Raw genomic sequence first — 17,236 nt, 5'->3', positions numbered from 1 at the left:
CGGGTGACGCTCTGGCCACGGGGGCGAAAACAGGGCGGGCGCCTCGTGCACCGCGTACAGGTGGCGGAGGTCGCCCCGCCGCCTACGCTCGACAGCATGAGCACCTCCAGCGCGCAGCCCCAGCCGACCGGTCCCGCCTCCCCCGTGGGCCCGGTGGACTCCTCCCGCATCCCCCGCTACGCGGGCCCGGCGACCTTCGCCCGGCTGCCCCGGCTGGACGAGGTGGGCCGCACCGACGTCGCGGTCGTCGGCGTGCCCTTCGACTCGGGCGTCTCCTACCGGCCCGGCGCGCGCTTCGGCGGCAACGCCATCCGTGAGGCGTCGCGGCTGCTGCGCCCGTACAACCCGGCGCAGGACGCCGCGCCCTTCGCGCTGGCGCAGGTCGCGGACGCCGGGGACATCGCGGTCAACCCGTTCAACATCAACGAGGCCGTCGAGACGGTCGAGGCGGCGGCGGACGAGCTGCTCGACACCGGCGCCCGGCTGATGACGCTGGGCGGCGACCACACCATCGCGCTGCCGCTGCTGCGCTCGGTCGCCAGGAAGCACGGCCCCGTCGCGCTGCTGCACTTCGACGCGCACCTGGACACCTGGGACACCTACTTCGGCGCGGAGTACACCCACGGCACCCCCTTCCGCCGCGCGGTGGAGGAGGGCATCCTCGACACCTCCGCCCTGTCCCACGTCGGCATCCGCGGGCCGCTGTACGGCAAGCAGGACCTGACCGACGACGAGAAGCTGGGCTTCGGCATCGTCACCTCGGCGGACGTCTACCGCCGCGGCGCCGACGAGGTCGCCGACCAGCTGCGCCAGCGCATCGGCGACCGCCCGCTGTACATCTCCATCGACATCGACTGCCTGGACCCCGCCCACGCCCCCGGCACCGGCACCCCCGAGGCGGGCGGCATGACCTCCCGCGAGCTGCTGGAGATCCTGCGCGGCCTGTCCTCCTGCAACCTGGTCTCGGCGGACGTGGTGGAGGTCGCCCCGGCCTACGACCACGCGGAGATCACCTGCGTGGCGGCCTCGCACACGGCGTACGAACTCACGACGATCATGTCCCGCCAGATCGCGGCGGCGCGGGAGGGCTGAGCCGCTGCCGGGCGGCGGCGGGTCCCGTACACACTCAGGAGCGCCTGAGCACGTCCTCCAGGAAGCGGACCGTCTCCTCCGCCGTCATCGACGCGGCGGAGAGGCGGTCCATCACCGCCATGTAGTGCTCGACGTCCTCGCGCTTGTCGAGGTAGAGGGCGCTGGTGAGCTGCTCCAGGTAGACGATGTCCGGCAGGTCCGGCTCGCGGAAGCGCAGGATCGACACGGGGCCGCCCGAGGAGGCCAGGCCGCCGACCTCGAAGGGCGCCACCTGGAGGGTGATGTGGGGGCGCGCGGCCGCCTCGACCAGGTGCTCCAGCTGGGCGCGCATCACCTCGGGGCCGCCCTGGGGGCGCCGCAGCGCGGACTCGTCGACGACGAACCAGAGCTTCGGCCCGCCCTCCCGGTGCACGCTCTCCTGGCGCCGCATCCGCAGCTCGACCTTGCGCTCTATGGCCCGCGCGGAGCCGCGTGCCCGGCCCAGCGCGGCGACCGCGCGGGCGTAGTCGGGCGTCTGGAGCAGGCCGGGGACGAACTGGACCTGGTAGTTGCGGATGACCGCCGCGGCCTCCTCCAGGCCCAGCACCGTCTCCAGCCAGCTCGGCATCACGTCGCCGTACTGCTGCCACCAGCCGGGGGTGGTCGCCCGCCGCGCCAGCTCCAGGTACTCCTCCCGCTCGGCGGGGTCCGTGACGCCGTAGAGCGCCAGCAGGTCGCGGACGTCGCGCTCCTTCTGGCCCACGCGCCCCAGCTCCAGCCGGCTGATCTTCGCGTGCGAGGCGCGGATCGCGTCGCCGGCCGCCTCCCGGGTGATCCCGGCGGCCTCGCGCAGCCGCCGCAGCTGGGTGCCCAGCACGATGCGCAGCACCGTGGGGCCGCCGCGGTGCTGCGCATCGTGCTGCTGGACATAGGGGCCGCGGGGCGCCGCGGGCTCCGGGATCGCTGCCGTCACGGGGCCAGTGTGACACCGGGCGGGTTGCGCCGTACAGCTTTCCCGCAGCTGCGCACGTGGCCGCGGTACGCAGGCCGTCGGCGGTCAGCCGGGGCGCGCCGCCAGATCGTCGAAGTCGCCGTCGCGGGCGCCCTGGAGGAAGGCGGCGATCTCGCCGCGGGTGTAGAGGAGCGCCGGGCCGTCCGGGAAGCGGGAGTTGCGCACCGCCACCCGGCCGTCGGGCAGCGGCGCCAGCTCCACGCACTCGCCGTCCGGGTTGCTCGCCGCGGCCTTGCGCCAGACGGCGCCGGTCAGCGCGGTCGCCGGCACGCCGTTCTCCTGGCCGCCCCCGCCCCCTTCCGGACCGTCGCCCGGCAGGTCAACTCGCCTGTGGTACATCCCCGTTACGCTCCCCGGTCGTCAGCCCCGCGCGCGGGGGTGCCCGTTCCCCGGGACCCCGCGCCCCTACCCGCTGTGCTTGCAGCTGAAATTGCAGATGTGCTTGCAGCGGTAAGTGCACATCCTTCAGGATGGCTACGCAAGCCTGCTCACCCAACACCACTTCGCCGCGCGGGAGTCCGGGATGACAGCGATCGCACCACCCGGGTCCCAGACCGGCCCGGCATCCCCCCGCGCCGACGTGTGGGCCGACACCTCCGAGTACGCGGCGTGCACGCTGGAGGCGCAGCCCTGGTCCCCGCGGGTGGCCCGGAGCTTCACGCGCACGACGCTGCGCGCCTGGGGGCTGGCCCCGCTCAGCGCGGACGTGGAGCTGGTGGTGCACGAGTTCGTGGTGAACGCCCTCTCGCACGGCATGGGCCAGGTCTGGTCCGAGCCCGCGCCGCATCCGGTGATACTCGGCCTCTTCCGCGACGGCGACGCCCTGCTGTGCGCGGCCTTCGACCCGGGCGTGCGCCAGCCGCGGCCGCTGCGGTCGGCGGTGGGGGCGCAGCCTGGTCCGTACGGGAGCGGTGCCCGCCGGGCGGGGACGCCGGACGCGCACGCCCCGCTCGCCGACAGCGGCCGGGGGCTGCAGCTCGTCGCCGCCGTCAGCCGCTGCTGGGGCTGGACGGTGCCGGGTCCGGAGGGCAAGGCCGTCTGGGCCGCCTTCGCCACCACCCCGCCGTCGCCCGCGCTGGCCGCGCGCCTGCTGGCGGTGGCGGAGATCTTCACCGGCCGCGAGCGGCCCCGGCTGATCACGGCGCCGCCGCTGGCCGCCTGAGAGCGGCCGCACGCCCCGCCGTCCGCACGCCCCGCCGGTCCTACGTCCTGCGGCCTCGGTCGCATTGCCTACCTGCCCTGTGAAACAAATCCCTGCTCATCCGGGTTGTCAGACGTGGCGTCTACGGTGGACGCCACGGCTTGACGACTCGGAGGTGGCTGGTGGCAGCGGAGCGAGACGGCGCCGTGCACGCGGGGGACGGCGAAGGCTGGGCACGGCGGCTGACGCGCTACTGCCTGCGCTACCGCCGCACCATGCTGCTCTCCCTCGGCGCCTCCCTGGCCGGTATGGCGATCATGGGCCTGGTCCCGCTGATCCCGAAGCTGATCATCGACGACGTGATCGTCGGCGGCGACCGCCCGCTGGCGCCCTGGGCCGGGCTGATGGTCCTGGCGGCCGTGGTGGTCTACGGGCTGACGTACGTGCGGCGCTACTACGGCGGCCGGCTCGCCCTGGACGTGCAGCACGATCTGCGCACGCAGATGTTCGACGCGATCACGCGCCTGGACGGCCGCCGCCAGGACGAGCTGTCCACGGGGCAGGTCGTCGCCCGCGGCACCACGGACCTGCAGCTGGCGCAGGGCCTGCTCTTCATGGTCCCGATGATGATCGGGAACGTGCTGCTGTTCGCGGTCTCCCTGGTCGTGATGTTCGTCCTGTCCCCGCTGCTGACGGTGGTCGCGCTCACGGTGGCCCCGCTGCTGTGGTGGATAGCCAACCGCAGCCGCACCCGCCTCTTCCCCGCCACCTGGTACGCCCAGCAGCAGGCCGGTGCGGTGGCCTCCGTCGTGGACGGGGCCGTCGGCGGTGTGCGGGTGGTGAAGGGCTTCGGGCAGGAGGCGCAGGAGACGGGCAAGCTGCGCGACGTCGGCCGCACGCTCTTCGCGGCCCGGCTGCGCACGGTGAAGCTGAACGCCCGCTACACCCCGGCGCTGCAGGCCGTCCCCTCCCTGGGCCAGGTCGCCATGCTGGCGCTGGGCGGCTGGATGGCGGTGCGCGGCCAGGTCACGCTGGGCACCTTCGTCGCCTTCTCCACGTACCTCGCCCAGCTCACGGGCCCGGTGCGGATGCTGGCGATGATGCTCACGGTCGGCCAGCAGGCCCGCGCGGGTGTGGAGCGGGTCTTCGACCTGATCGACACCGAGCCGGAGGTCGAGCAGCGCCCCGACGCCCGGGAGCTGGCGGCGACGGCCGACGCGGTGGTGGAGTTCGACGACGTCACCTTCGGCTACGACCCGGAGCACCCGGTGCTGCGCGGCTTCTCGCTGCGCATCGAGCCCGGCGAGACGGTCGCCGTGGTGGGCTCCTCCGGCAGCGGCAAGTCCACGCTCTCGCTGCTCCTCCCCCGCTACTACGACGTGGACGCGGGCGCGGTGCGCGTCGGCGGCACGGACGTGCGCGAGCTGACGCTGCCCTCGCTGCGGGCGGCCATCGGCATGGTTCCGGAGAACAGCTTCCTGTTCTCCGACTCCGTCCGCGACAACATCGCCTACGGCCGCCCCGGCGCCACCGAGGAGGAGATCCGGGCCGTGGCCCGCGCCGCCCAGGCCGACGGCTTCATCCGGGAGCTGTCCGACGGCTACGACACGGTGGTCGGCGAGCAGGGCCTGACCCTCTCCGGCGGCCAGCGCCAGCGCATCGCCCTGGCCCGCGCGATCCTCACCGACCCCCGGCTGCTGCTGCTGGACGACGCGACCTCGGCGGTGGACGCCCGCATCGAGCACGAGATCCACGAGGCCCTGCGCTCGGTGATGGCCGGCCGTACGACCCTGCTGATCGCCCACCGCCTCTCCACGCTGGCCCTGGCCGACCGGATCGCCGTGCTGGACGCGGGCCGGCTGGTGGACGTGGGTACGCACGAGGAGCTGGAGGCCCGCTGCCCGCTCTACCGGCGGCTGCTGACCCACCCCGACGAGCTGGCGAACATCGAGCGCGACCCGGCGGGGCGGGCCTTCGCCCAGGAGGCGGCGGACAGCGCTTCGGACCTCAACGCGGGCCTCGCCGCCGACATCGACGCGGACCTCGCCGCCGATATCGAGGACGCCCCGGCCGGGGGCGTCACCCCCGGGCTGTGGGTGCGCAAGGACGGCTCGGGCGCGAAGGCGGGCGGCGGGGTCAACACCACCGCCTCCGCCGGCGACCCCTCGGGCTTCGCCGGGATGCTGGCCAGCTCGCCGGGCTCGCCCGAGCTGCTGGCCAAGGTCGCCGCGCTGCCCCCGGCCACGGACACCCCGGACGTGGACGAGGCGGGCGCCGAGCGCGCCGAGGAGTCGTACGGGCTGCGGGAGCTGCTGCGGGGCTTCCGGCTGCCGCTGGCCCTCGCGCTGACGGCCGTCGCCCTGGACGCCGTCGCCGGCCTGCTGCTGCCGGTCCTGATCCGGCACGGCATCGACGAGGGCGTGACCCGGCTGTCGCTGGGCGCGGTGTGGGTGGCGACGCTGCTGGCGCTCGCGGTGGTCGTCAGCCAGTGGGGCGCGCAGATCGCCGCCGCCCGCCTGACCGGGCGCACCGGCGAGCGCGTGCTGTACGCCCTGCGCGTGAAGATCTTCGCGCAGCTGCAGCGGCTGGGGCTCGACTACTACGAGCGCCATCTCACCGGCAAGATCATGACGCGGATGACGACGGACGTGGACGCGCTGTCGACGTTCCTGCAGACCGGCCTGGTCACGGCGGTGGTCAGCCTGCTCACCTTCTTCGGCATCCTGGTCGCCCTGCTGGTCATCGACGTGCAGCTGGCGCTGGTGGTCTTCGCGACGCTGCCGCCGCTGCTCGTCGGCACCTGGTTCTTCCGCCGGCAGAGCGTCAAGGCGTACGAGCTGGCGCGCGAGCGGGTCAGCGCGGTCAACGGCGATCTGCAGGAGTCGGTGGCCGGGCTGCGGATCGTGCAGGCGTTCCGCCAGGAGTCGGGCGGCGCGGAGCGCTTCGCGCAGCGCTCCGACGGCTACCGCAGCGCGCGGGTGCGCGGGCAGTGGCTGATCTCCGTCTACTTCCCCTTCGTGCAGCTGCTGGCCACGCTCGCCGCGGCGGGCGTGCTGGTGGTGGGCGCCGGGCGGGTGTCGGCGGGGACGCTGACGGCCGGTGCGCTGGTGGCGTACCTGCTCTACATCGACCTGTTCTTCGCGCCGGTCCAGCAGCTCTCGCAGGTCTTCGACGGCTACCAGCAGGCGGCGGTCTCGCTGCGGCGCATCCAGGAGCTGCTGCGGGAGGAGACCTCCACCCCGCCGGCGGCCGATCCGCGCCCGGTGCGCGCACTGCGCGGCGAACTGTCCTTCGAGGGCGTGGAGTTCGGCTACGCGGGCGCCGGGGACAGCGCCCTGTCCGGCCTGGACCTCACCATCCCGGCGGGTCAGACGGTCGCCTTCGTCGGCGAGACGGGGGCGGGGAAGTCGACGCTGGTGAAGCTGGCGGCGCGGTTCTACGACCCGACGGCCGGCGCGGTGCGGGCCGACGGCCGGGACCTGCGCGAGCTGGACCTCACGGCCTACCGGCACCGGCTGGGGGTCGTGCCCCAGGAGTCCTACCTCTTCCCCGGCACGGTCCGCGACGCCATCGCCTACGGCCGCCCCGACGCCACCGACGCCGAGGTGGAGGCCGCCGCGCGGGCGGTGGGGGCGCACGACATGGTGGCCACGCTGTCCGGCGGCTACCTGCACGAGGTCACCGAGCGCGGCCGCAACCTCTCCGCCGGCCAGCGCCAGCTCATCGCGCTGGCCCGCGCGGAGCTGGTGGACCCGGACATCCTGCTGCTGGACGAGGCCACCGCGGCGCTCGACCTGGCCACGGAGGCGCTGGTCAACCAGGCGACGGACCGGCTGGCGCGCAGGCGCACGACGCTGGTGGTGGCGCACCGGCTGACGACGGCGGCGCGAGCGGACCGGGTGGTGGTGCTGGACCACGGCCGGGTGGTCGAGGACGGCACCCACGACGAGCTGCTGGCCCGCGGCGGACGGTACGCGCGCCTGTGGCGGACGTACATGGGCGAGCGGGAGACGTCCGGGGTCTAGGGAGGGCTCGCATCCCGTGGCGTCGCGATGACCCGCCTCCCGGGCCCGGGAGGCGGGTCGCGCACCGTAGCAGGGTCCGCCCTCCTCCACGGTGCGTAACCCCAACCCGCCTTCTTCCGTTGGGGGTTCGTGGGACGGTCGTGGGACCGGCCGGTGGACGGAGGCGGGAGGCACCGTGATCAAGGGCATCGACGTCAGCAACCACCAGGCGGACTTCCCCACCGCCGGTTTCGACTTCTGCTTCGTCAAGGCCACCGAGGGGCGGACCTACACCGACCCCCGGCAGGGCGACCACGTGCGGCGGGCGCGCGAGGCCGGGATGGTCCTCGGCTTCTACCACTTCCTGTGGCCCGGCAACATCGCCGCGCAGGCGCGGTACTTCGTCGAGAGGTGCGCCTCGCACCCCGGGGACGTCCTGGCCTGCGACTGGGAGCGCACCGGCTCCGGCAGCGCGGCGACCTCCGCCGAGAAGGACGCCTTCCTGCGCGAGGTCAAGCGGCTGCGCCCCGGCCACCGGGTGCTGCTCTACTGCAACACCGACTTCTGGCTCAACCGCGACACCGGCTCCTTCGCGGGCGACGGCCTGTGGATCGCGCACTACGGCGCCCGCGCCGGGTCGCCGGGGATCAAGGCGCCGTGGCTGATCCACCAGTACACGTCGAGTCCGCTCGACACGAACGTCGCGCAGTTCGCCTCACGCGGGGCGATGCGCACCTGGGCCGAGGAGGCTGCGGAGATGGCACTGACGGACGCGGACGCCAAGCGGGTCTGGACGGTGGACTTCGTCCAGGCGCCGGCACCGAGCGCGGACAACCCGACCTGGGCGCCGTCCAGCTACCTCCGCGACACGAACCTGCGCACCCGCGATCTGCAGGCGCGGCTCAAGGACCTGGGCCAGGTCGAGCTGAGCGACGAGCAGGTCGGCGCCCTCGCGGCGGCGCTCGCGGAGCATCCGGCGCTGGCGGAGCAGATCGCGGAGAAGGTCGCCGCGAAGCTCGCGGCGCGGCTGGCGTCGTAAGGGCCGGTCCGTACGCGGGCCCGGCCCGTACGCGCGCCGGATCCGTACGGAACCTCAGCCCGCCGCCGCCTCGAACGCCCCCCGTGCCAGCCGGTGCAGCAGCGCCGCCGTCTGGTCGCGGCCCGGGAGGGAGGCGCGCGGGGAGAGGTGCGGCGTGGAGTTCAGCAGGCCGAAGACCGCGTGCACGGTCGTGCGCGCGCTCGCCTCGTCCAGCGCCGGGTGGACCTCGCGCACGGCGGTGACCCACAGCTCCACGTACTGCCGCTGGAGCTGGCGCACCAGCTTGCGGTCCTCCTCGCGCAGCCGGTCCAGCTCGCGGTCGTGCAGCACGATCAGCGGCCGGTCGTCCAGCGCGAAGTCGATGTGCCCGCTGATCAGCGCGTCCAGCAGCTCGTCCCCCGACGCCTCCGCGACCCGGTGGCGCCCCGCGGCGAGCAGCCGCTCGCTGATGCCCACCAGCAGTTCGGCGAGCATCGCGTCCTTGCCGGGGAAGTGCCGGTAGAGGCCGGGGCCGCTGATGCCCACCGCGGCGCCTATCTCGTCCACGCCCACCCCGTGGAAGCCGCGCTCGGCGAACAGGCGCGCCGCCTCGCTCAGGATCTGCGCGCGCCGGGTGGTCGCGGGAGCCTTGGTGTTCATGGATCCATCCTAGACAGGCCGGTTAATGCTCGTTAACCTGACGGCAGTACGTTAACGCTCATTAACCGATCTGCGTAAGGGGTTCCCTGGTGGACCAGGACGCACCCGTTCTCGGCAGCGCCGCCGATCCGGCGTCCGAGGCGTGGTCGGCCAACGAGGCGGCGCACCGCGCGCTCGTCGGCCGACTGCACGAGAAGCTGGCGGCGGCCCGCGAGGGCGGCGGCGAGCGGGCCCGCGCCCGGCACACCGCGCGCGGCAAGCTCCTCCCGCGCGAGCGCGTCGACACCCTCCTGGACGCGGGCTCGCCCTTCCTGGAGCTGGCCCCGCTCGCGGCCCACGGGATGTACGGGGACGCGGCGCCGGCCGCCGGGGTGATCGCCGGCATCGGCCGGGTCGCCGGGCGGGAGTGCGTGGTCGTCGCCAACGACGCGACCGTCAAGGGCGGCACGTACTACCCGATGACGGTGAAGAAGCACCTGCGCGCCCAGGAGGTCGCGCTGGAGAACCGCCTGCCGTGCGTCTACCTGGTCGACTCCGGCGGCGCCTTCCTGCCCATGCAGGACGAGGTCTTCCCCGACCGCGAGCACTTCGGCCGGATCTTCTACAACCAGGCCCGGATGTCCGGCGCGGGCATCCCGCAGATCGCCGCCGTGCTGGGCTCGTGCACGGCCGGCGGGGCGTACGTGCCGGCGATGTCCGACGAGGCGGTCATCGTCCGCGGCCAGGGCACGATCTTCCTCGGCGGCCCGCCCCTGGTGAAGGCCGCCACCGGCGAGGTCGTCACGGCCGAGGAGCTGGGCGGCGGCGAGGTCCACTCCAAGGTCTCCGGCGTCACGGACCATCTGGCGGAGGACGACGCGCACGCGCTGCGGATCGTCCGCGACATCGTCGCCACGCTGCCCGACCGCGGGGCGCTCCCGTGGTCGGTGCGGCCGGTGGAGGAGCCGAAGGTCGACCCGGCGGGGCTCTACGGGGCGGTGCCGGTCGACTCGCGCACGCCCTACGACGCGCGGGAGATCATCGCGCGGCTGGTGGACGGCTCGCGCTTCCAGGAGTTCAAGTCCGAGTTCGGTACGACGCTGGTGACGGGCTTCGCCCGCATCCACGGCCACCCGGTGGGCATCGTCGCCAACAACGGCATCCTCTTCGCCGAGTCCGCCCAGAAGGGCGCGCACTTCATCGAGCTGTGCGACCAGCGCGGCATCCCGCTGCTCTTCCTGCAGAACATCTCCGGCTTCATGGTCGGCCGCGACTACGAGGCGGGCGGCATCGCCAAGCACGGCGCCAAGATGGTCACCGCCGTGGCCTGCACCCGGGTGCCGAAGCTGACGGTGGTGGTCGGCGGTTCGTACGGGGCGGGCAACTACTCGATGTGCGGGCGGGCGTACAGCCCGCGCTTTCTGTGGATGTGGCCCAACGCGAAGATCTCCGTGATGGGCGGCGAGCAGGCCGCCTCGGTGCTGGCCACCGTCAAGCGCGACCAGTTGGAGGCCCGGGGCGAGGAGTGGCCGGCGGACGCCGAGGAGGCGTTCAAGGCGCCGGTGCGCGAGCAGTACGAGACGCAGGGCAGTGCCTACTACGCCACGGCCCGCCTGTGGGACGACGGTGTGATCGACCCGCTGGAGACCCGGCAGGTCCTCGGTCTCGCCCTGACCGCCTGTGCCAACGCCCCGCTCGGTGAGCGCGGCTTCGGCGTCTTCCGGATGTGAGTGGATGATGTTCGAGACAGTTCTGATCGCCAACCGCGGCGAGATCGCGGTCCGCGTCATCCGTACGCTGCGCCGGCTCGGCGTGCGCTCGGTCGCGGTCTTCACCGACGCGGACGCCGACGCCCTGCACGTGCGCGAGGCGGACACGGCCGTGCGTATCGACAGCTACCTGTCGGTGGAGGAGCTGCTGCGCGCCGCCGCGCTGGGCGGCGCGCAGGCCGTCCACCCCGGGTACGGCTTCCTCGCCGAGAACGCCGCCTTCGCGCGGGCCTGCGCCGGCGCCGGGGTGGTCTTCCTCGGGCCCTCCGCGCAGGCCATCGAGCTGATGGGCGACAAGATCCGGGCCAAGGAGACGGTCTCCGCCGCGGGCGTGCCCGTCGTGCCCGGCTCCTCGGGGAGCGGCCTGAGCGACGCCCAACTCATCGCCTGCGCCCGGGAGATCGGCGCCCCGGTGCTGCTGAAGCCCTCGGCGGGCGGCGGCGGCAAGGGCATGCGGCTGGTCCGGGACTTCGGCTCCGGCGACGCCGTGCTGGCCGAGGAGATCGCGGCGGCCCGGCGCGAGGCGCGCTCCTCCTTCGGCGACGACACGCTGCTGCTGGAGCGGTGGATCGACCGGCCCCGGCACATCGAGATCCAGGTCCTGGCCGACACCCACGGCAACGTCGTGCACCTCGGGGAGCGCGAGTGCTCCCTGCAGCGCCGCCACCAGAAGATCATCGAGGAGGCGCCGTCGGTCCTGCTGGACGAGGCCACGCGCGCCGCGATGGGCGAGGCGGCGGTGCAGGCGGCGCGCAGCTGCGGGTACGTGGGCGCGGGGACGGTGGAGTTCATCGTCCCGGGCGGCACCGTGCCCCGCAGGGGGCGAACCCCCGCACCCCCGGTGTCCGCGTACTACTTCATGGAGATGAACACCCGCCTGCAGGTGGAGCATCCGGTGACGGAGCTGGTGGTCTCCATCGGCGGCGCGCCCCCCGGGCTGGACCTGGTGGAGTGGCAGCTGCGGGTGGCTTCCGGTGAGGAACTCCCCTTCCGCCAGGCGGACATCAGCCTGGTCGGGCACGCGGTCGAGGCGCGGATCTGCGCGGAGACGGCGCGGGTCAGCGGGGACCACGTGGACTTCCTGCCCTCCGCCGGCACGGTGCGGCTGCTGCGCGAGCCCTCAGGTGCCCGTGTCGACTCCGGGCTCTACGAGGGCTGCGAGGTCGGCACGTCCTACGACCCGATGCTGGCCAAGGTCATCGCGTACGGGCCGGACCGGGCGAGCGCGCTGCGGCGGCTGCGGGCGGCGCTGGCGGACACGGTGATCCTGGGCGTGGACACCAACACCGGGTTCCTGCGGCGGCTGCTGGCCCACCCTGCCGTCGTCTCGGGGGAGTTGGACACCGGGCTGGTGGACCGGGACGCGGCCTCACTGGTCCCGGCCGAGGTCCCGGCGGAGGTGTACGGGACGGCGGCGCTGCTGCGGCAGGAGGAGCGCAGGCCCTCCGCCGCCGGCTGGACGGACCCGTTCTCGGTGCCGGACGGCTGGCGGCTCGGGGGCGTCCCCGCGCCCGTCGTGCACCACTTCCGCGTGCCGGGGCACGAGGCGGTCGAGGTCCGTACGGTGCCCGGTACGGGCCGCCTGACACGGGCGGCGGACGGCACGGTCGTGGTGGAACTGGGGGGCGTGACCCACCGGTTCACCGCGGCCCGTACCCCCGAGGGCACCCTGCTGGGCCGCGACGGCGACACCTGGTCCCTCCTCGACCACGACCCGGTGGCCGAGCTGCTGAGCGGCGCGGGCGCGGCCTCCGGGGCGGACGCGCTGACCGCGCCGATGCCGGGGACGGTCACGGTGGTGAAGGCCGCCGTGGGCGAGCGCGTCGAGGCCGGGCAGAGCCTGCTGGTGGTGGAGGCGATGAAGATGGAGCACGTCATCGCCGCCCCCCACGCCGGGACCGTCACCCAGCTCGGGGTGAGCGCGGGCACGACGGTGGCGATGGACCAGGTGCTGGCGGTGGTCCAGCCGGACGCCTCGGAGGAGTCGGAAGCGGAGGCGTCGACGTGAGCCTGCCCATGACGTTCCCCGCCGAGGGGCTGCCCGCCCGGGTCCGTATCCACGAGGTCGGCGCCCGCGACGGACTGCAGAACGAGAAGCGGCAGGTCCCCACCGACGTCAAGGCGGAGTTCATCCACCGCCTCGCCGCCGCGGGCCTGACGACGATCGAAGCGACGAGCTTCGTACGCCCCGAGTGGGTGCCCCAACTGGCCGACGCGGAAGACCTGTTCCCCCTGCTGTCCGACCTCCCCGGCGTCGACCTCCCCGTCCTGGTGCCCAACCTGCGCGGCCTGGAGCGCGCCCGCGCCCTCGGCGCCTCGCGTATCGCGGTCTTCGCCAGCGCGACGGAGACCTTCGCCCGGCGCAACCTCAACCGCACGGTGGCCGAGTCGCTGGAGATGTTCGCCCCGGTCATCGCGCGGGCGAAGGAGGCCGGCCTGCACGTGCGCGGCTACCTCTCGATGTGCTTCGGCGACCCCTGGGAGGGCCCGGTCGCGCCCGCGCAGGTCGCCGCGGTCTGCCGCGAACTCCTCGCGACGGGCTGCGACGAGCTGAGCCTGGGCGACACCATCGGCGTGGCGACCCCGGGCCATGTCGAGGCGCTGCTACGGGAGTTGACGGCCACCGGAGTCCCCGTCGACCGCCTCGGCGTCCACTTCCACGACACCTACGGCCAGGCCCTGGCCAACACGCTCGCCGCGCTGCGGCAGGGCGTCACCACCGTCGACGCCAGCGCGGGCGGCCTCGGCGGCTGCCCGTACGCCGAGAGCGCCACCGGCAACCTCGCCACCGAGGACCTCGTGTGGATGCTGCGGGGCCTCGGCATCGAGACCGGCGTCGACCTCGACCGACTGGCCGCCACCAGCGTGTGGATGGCCGGACACCTCGGCCGCCCGAGCCCCTCGCGCACCGTGGCCGCCCTCGCTTCGAACCTCACCCCCTCCCACGTCGCCCCCTCCCACAAGGAGTCCTGACATGACCCTCGACCACCGCCTCTCCCCCGAGCTGGAAGAACTCCGCCGCACGGTCGAGGCGTTCGCCCACGACGTCGTCGCCCCGAAGATCGGCGACTACTACGAGCGGCACGAGTTCCCCTACGACCTCGTGCGCGAGATGGGCCGGATGGGCCTGTTCGGGCTGCCCTTCCCCGAGGAGCACGGCGGCATGGGCGGCGACTACCTGGCGCTCGGCCTGGCGCTGGAGGAGCTGGCGCGCGTCGACTCCTCGGTGGCGATCACGCTGGAGGCGGCGGTGTCGCTGGGCGCGATGCCGATCCACCTCTTCGGCACGCCGGAGCAGAAGGCCCGGTGGCTGCCGAAGCTGTGCTCGGGCGAGATGCTGGGCGCCTTCGGCCTCACCGAGCCGGACTGCGGCTCCGACGCGGGCGGTACGCGCACGACGGCGCGGCTGGACGAGGCGGCCGACGAGTGGGTGGTCAACGGCTCGAAGTGCTTCATCACCAACTCGGGTACGGACATCACGGGGTTCGTCACGGTCACGGCCGTGACGGGCACCCGCGAGAACGGCAGGCCCGAGATCTCCACGATCATCATCCCGTCCGGCACTCCCGGCTTCACCGTCGCGCCCGCGTACTCCAAGGTCGGCTGGAACGCCTCCGACACCCACGAGCTGTCCTTCGACGAGGTCCGCGTCCCCGCGGCGAACCTCCTGGGCGAACGCGGCCGCGGCTACGCCCAGTTCCTGCGCATCCTGGACGAGGGCCGCATCGCCATCGCCGCGCTGGCCACCGGGCTGGCGCAGGGCTGCGTGGACGAGTCGGTGGCGTACGCCAAGGAGCGCCACGCCTTCGGCCGTCCGATCGGCGCCAACCAGGCCATCCAGTTCAAGCTGGCCGACATGGAGCTGAAGGCCCACACCGCCCGCCTGGCCTGGCGCGACGCGGCCTCCCGCCTGGTCCACGGCGAGCCGTTCAAGAAGGAGGCGGCCCTCGCCAAGCTCCACTCCTCCACCATCGCGGTCGACAACGCCCGCGAAGCCACCCAGATCCACGGCGGCTACGGCTTCATGAACGAGTACCCGGTGGCCCGCATGTGGCGCGACTCGAAGATCCTGGAGATCGGCGAGGGCACGAGCGAGGTCCAGCGGATGCTGATCGCCCGCGAGTTGGGACTGCCGGAGGCGTGATCCCCTCGGCCGTACGGCCCGCGCGCCACCGTCATGGCGGTGGCGCGCGGGCCGTGGCTTCGGCGGCGGACGTTCTGGCGGCCGTGGGATGTGACGAAGACCTGGCGATTGTGTTCCTGGCCGACGACGTCACCATATGGACTTCGTCGGGTTCGCACACGCGCGCAGCCGAGGCGGCCGACGGGGCACTCCGACCGGCATAGACCTGCACGGCCGGGCACTGTCCGCCACCACATCCATACAGCCTGAGGTACTTGGGTATCATTACCTCAGGAGGTGGAAGTGATGACAGCAGTTCGACAGTCGCCACTGAAGGTGGATCCGGAGACGGACCAGCTGATCAGTCAGGGTGCGCATTTTCTGGGCCTGACAAAGAAGGACCTCGTCGCCGCAGCAGTGCGGGTCTATCTGGAGCAGCGGCGCGAGGACCTCAGAATCGGCATGGTCGAAGCGCTTCGGGTGCTCGACGGATCGCTCAAGTCAGACGTGATGCTGCTGACCGGACTGACCGCCGACGAGATCGACGCGATCGGCGGGATCGACGAGTGACAGAGTTCGTCCCGATGCATCCGGCCCGCCCCACTCTGCGCTGCCTGTAGGAGGATCTCGGCCTTCCGGTTCCACCGGCCACCACGCCGCTGGACACAGTCGACCACCCTCTGATCGCCAAGTCGGCGGAGCAGTTCGCGGAGACCGGAACCAAGCAGGAACGCATCCGCGCCATTGATGACCAGGCGTTGTTCAAGGTCAAGGTGCAGCGCTGGCGTGGAGCTGTCTGGGCAGACGCGGACCTGCCATGGCTGGTGGCAGCCGGAAAAAGGGAGGGTGGTTCGGGCGGCGATTTCTACGCCAGATTGGAGGCGGCGGGCAGAGCCGCCCGTGCGCAGTACAACGGCACCCATCCCCAAGCATTGAAGACTTCCACCTTCACCACACACCTGCTGCCGACACGCAACGATCACATCCGGTATCGCGCCGAAGCAGGTGTCCGCTTCATCCGTCGGCTGCGCACCACCCTGCGGGAGCTGACGCGGTCCACTCTGCGAGACGGCCGCGAGCACACCGTCGACTTCGACACCTTCACTCTGGAACTGCAGGTCCGTGCCGACGACGGCCACGAGACCTATCTCGCGGTACGGATCGCCGGTTCCGTACCACCGAATCTCACCACTCTCGTCCTTCATAACGTCCCCGGCTGCGAAGCGGAAGGCTGGTATCCGGAATACGCCCTTCCCGAGAGGGAGTTGCTACCGGCGGAACAGGCCTGGTCCAACATCATGGACCCGCACGCAGCGGCCGTCGTACTCGGCGATGTGAGCTGACGCGCGGCGTCGGAAGGGAGCCGCTCACTCCCTCAGGTGCGCCAGCACCGCGTGCATCGCCGTGCGCAGGCCCGCGCGGAAGGTGTCCGTCGGGTCCTGCGTCTCGTAGCCGTGGTGGGCCTCGGGCAGGTCGATCACCTCGATCGCGGCCTCGCACTCCTTCGCCGCGCTCAGGAACTCCTCGACCGTCGCGGCGATCTCGGGCAGCGCCCACGACTGGCTGCTGACGGGGGACATGACGAAGGGCCGATCCGCTCTCGCGGATCGGCCCTTCGTTATCTGGGGTGAGTGACGGGACTTGAACCCGCGACTTCCTGGACCACAACCAGGTGCTCTACCAGCTGAGCTACACCCACCACGACCTGTGTTTTTCGCACCGGCCAGAAAGAAGTGTACAGGGTCCTCGGGGGTGCTCGCCTCCCCGTAAGGCGGAGGCGGGCGTCACCCTCCCCGCAGCCCCGTCAGGCCCCAGTCAGGGCTCCCGCCAGACCCCCGCCAGTCCCCCGTCACGCCTCCGGCCGGCGTGCCGCGATCGCCCGCGCCGTCTCGGAGTCCGGGCCCGGCGGCGGGACGAAGACCGCGTCGCGGTAGTAGCGCAGCTCCGCGATCGACTCGCGGATGTCCGCCAGGGCGCGGTGGCCGCCGGCCTTCTTGGGGCTGTTGAAGTACGCCTTCGGGTACCACCGGCGCGCCAGCTCCTTCACCGAGGAGACGTCCACGATCCGGTAGTGCAGCCAGTCCTCCAGCTCGGGCATGTCCCGGGCGAGGAAGCCCCGGTCCGTGCCGACGGAGTTCCCGCACAGCGGCGCCTTTCCCTGCTCCGGTACGTGCGCGCGGATGTACGCCAGCACCTGCTCCTGCGCGTCCGCCAGCGTCGTTCCCCCCGCCAGCTCGTCCAGCAGGCCGGAGGTGGTGTGCATCTGCCGCACGATCTTCGGCATCGTCTCCAGCGCCTCGTCCGGCGGGCGGATCACCACGTCCACGCCCTCACCGAGCACGTTCAGCTCGGAGTCCGTCACCAGGGCCGCCACCTCGATCAGCGCGTCGTTCTCCAGGGAGAGCCCGGTCATCTCGCAGTCGATCCACACCATCCGGTCGTTCATGGACCCAACCCTA

General features: G+C 72.8%; 14 protein-coding genes, 1 tRNA gene and 1 pseudogene. 10 read left to right on the top strand and 6 right to left on the bottom strand.

Going from position 1 to position 17,236, the window contains the following annotated elements; genetic code table 11:
- Window positions 1–96 precede the first annotated feature (96 nt).
- Window positions 97–1,092, top strand: coding sequence for an agmatinase (gene speB / locus ACFQLX_RS18295; RefSeq protein WP_386416515.1), 996 nt, complete (start codon window positions 97–99; stop codon window positions 1,090–1,092).
- A gap of 34 nt (window positions 1,093–1,126) precedes the next feature.
- On the opposite strand, the gene ACFQLX_RS18290 is transcribed toward speB, so the two are convergent.
- Both ACFQLX_RS18290 and ACFQLX_RS18285 read right to left on the bottom strand, forming a co-directional pair.
- On the bottom strand, window positions 1,127–2,044 hold the full coding sequence (locus ACFQLX_RS18290; protein WP_386416514.1) for a helix-turn-helix domain-containing protein: 918 nt from the start codon (window positions 2,042–2,044) through the stop codon (window positions 1,127–1,129).
- Window positions 2,045–2,128: 84 nt separating this feature from the next.
- Window positions 2,129–2,422 carry a DUF397 domain-containing protein gene (locus ACFQLX_RS18285; RefSeq protein WP_386416511.1) on the bottom strand — a complete coding sequence of 98 codons (294 nt, stop codon included), beginning with the start codon at window positions 2,420–2,422 and terminating at the stop codon, window positions 2,129–2,131.
- A 184-nt stretch (window positions 2,423–2,606) separates the two neighbouring features.
- Here ACFQLX_RS18285 and ACFQLX_RS18280 point away from each other — a divergent pair, with 184 nt between their 5' ends.
- From ACFQLX_RS18280 to ACFQLX_RS18270, 3 genes and pseudogenes are all read left to right on the top strand, one after another.
- The gene (locus tag ACFQLX_RS18280; protein ID WP_386416508.1) at window positions 2,607–3,245 is read left to right on the top strand and encodes an ATP-binding protein; all 639 of its coding nucleotides are present in this window, start codon (window positions 2,607–2,609) and stop codon (window positions 3,243–3,245) included.
- Window positions 3,246–3,499: 254 nt separating this feature from the next.
- Complete coding sequence (locus ACFQLX_RS18275) at window positions 3,500–7,249, top strand: ABC transporter ATP-binding protein (protein WP_386416622.1); 3,750 nt, start codon at window positions 3,500–3,502, stop codon at window positions 7,247–7,249.
- Window positions 7,250–7,424: 175 nt separating this feature from the next.
- Window positions 7,425–7,976 (top strand): annotated as a pseudogene (locus ACFQLX_RS18270) (glycoside hydrolase family 25 protein); the annotation flags it as partial.
- Window positions 7,977–8,321: 345 nt separating this feature from the next.
- Here ACFQLX_RS18270 and ACFQLX_RS18265 read toward each other — a convergent pair.
- Window positions 8,322–8,906, bottom strand: a complete 585-nt coding sequence (locus ACFQLX_RS18265; RefSeq protein ID WP_386416506.1) for an SACE_7040 family transcriptional regulator — start codon at window positions 8,904–8,906, stop codon at window positions 8,322–8,324.
- 89 nt (window positions 8,907–8,995) lie between these two features.
- Here ACFQLX_RS18265 and ACFQLX_RS18260 point away from each other — a divergent pair, with 89 nt between their 5' ends.
- From ACFQLX_RS18260 to ACFQLX_RS18235, 6 genes are all read left to right on the top strand, one after another.
- Window positions 8,996–10,615: a carboxyl transferase domain-containing protein gene (locus ACFQLX_RS18260; protein WP_386416505.1), complete on the top strand. Its 1,620-nt coding sequence runs from the start codon at window positions 8,996–8,998 to the stop codon at window positions 10,613–10,615.
- A gap of 7 nt (window positions 10,616–10,622) precedes the next feature.
- Window positions 10,623–12,662, top strand: coding sequence for an acetyl/propionyl/methylcrotonyl-CoA carboxylase subunit alpha (locus ACFQLX_RS18255; protein WP_386416621.1), 2,040 nt, complete (start codon window positions 10,623–10,625; stop codon window positions 12,660–12,662).
- 8 nt (window positions 12,663–12,670) lie between these two features.
- Entirely contained in the window at window positions 12,671–13,627 is a 957-nt protein-coding gene (locus ACFQLX_RS18250) for a hydroxymethylglutaryl-CoA lyase (RefSeq protein WP_386416619.1), read from the top strand.
- Window position 13,628: 1 nt separating this feature from the next.
- Window positions 13,629–14,798, top strand: coding sequence for an acyl-CoA dehydrogenase family protein (locus ACFQLX_RS18245; RefSeq protein ID WP_386416503.1), 1,170 nt, complete (start codon window positions 13,629–13,631; stop codon window positions 14,796–14,798).
- A gap of 285 nt (window positions 14,799–15,083) precedes the next feature.
- The gene (locus tag ACFQLX_RS18240) at window positions 15,084–15,347 is read left to right on the top strand and encodes a hypothetical protein (protein WP_386416617.1); all 264 of its coding nucleotides are present in this window, start codon (window positions 15,084–15,086) and stop codon (window positions 15,345–15,347) included.
- A gap of 188 nt (window positions 15,348–15,535) precedes the next feature.
- A complete protein-coding gene (locus ACFQLX_RS18235; protein ID WP_386416501.1) occupies window positions 15,536–16,120 on the top strand; it encodes a hypothetical protein in 585 nt (194 codons plus the stop codon).
- A gap of 24 nt (window positions 16,121–16,144) precedes the next feature.
- Here the strand turns inward: ACFQLX_RS18235 and ACFQLX_RS18230 are convergent, their stop codons facing one another.
- The 3 genes from ACFQLX_RS18230 to orn all read right to left on the bottom strand — a co-directional run bounded on the left by ACFQLX_RS18230 (window position 16,145) and on the right by orn (window position 17,223).
- Window positions 16,145–16,357, bottom strand: coding sequence for a hypothetical protein (locus tag ACFQLX_RS18230; protein ID WP_386416499.1), 213 nt, complete (start codon window positions 16,355–16,357; stop codon window positions 16,145–16,147).
- 43 nt (window positions 16,358–16,400) lie between these two features.
- A tRNA-His gene (locus ACFQLX_RS18225) sits at window positions 16,401–16,476 on the bottom strand.
- A gap of 150 nt (window positions 16,477–16,626) precedes the next feature.
- Window positions 16,627–17,223: an oligoribonuclease gene (gene orn / locus ACFQLX_RS18220; RefSeq protein WP_386416498.1), complete on the bottom strand. Its 597-nt coding sequence runs from the start codon at window positions 17,221–17,223 to the stop codon at window positions 16,627–16,629.
- Window positions 17,224–17,236: the final 13 nt, after the last annotated feature.

Origin of the sequence: Streptomyces polyrhachis, from assembly GCF_042663125.1 — a bacterium.
Lineage (GTDB): Bacteria > Actinomycetota > Actinomycetes > Streptomycetales > Streptomycetaceae > Streptomyces > Streptomyces polyrhachii.
This window is presented reverse-complemented; position numbering and strand designations above follow the sequence as displayed.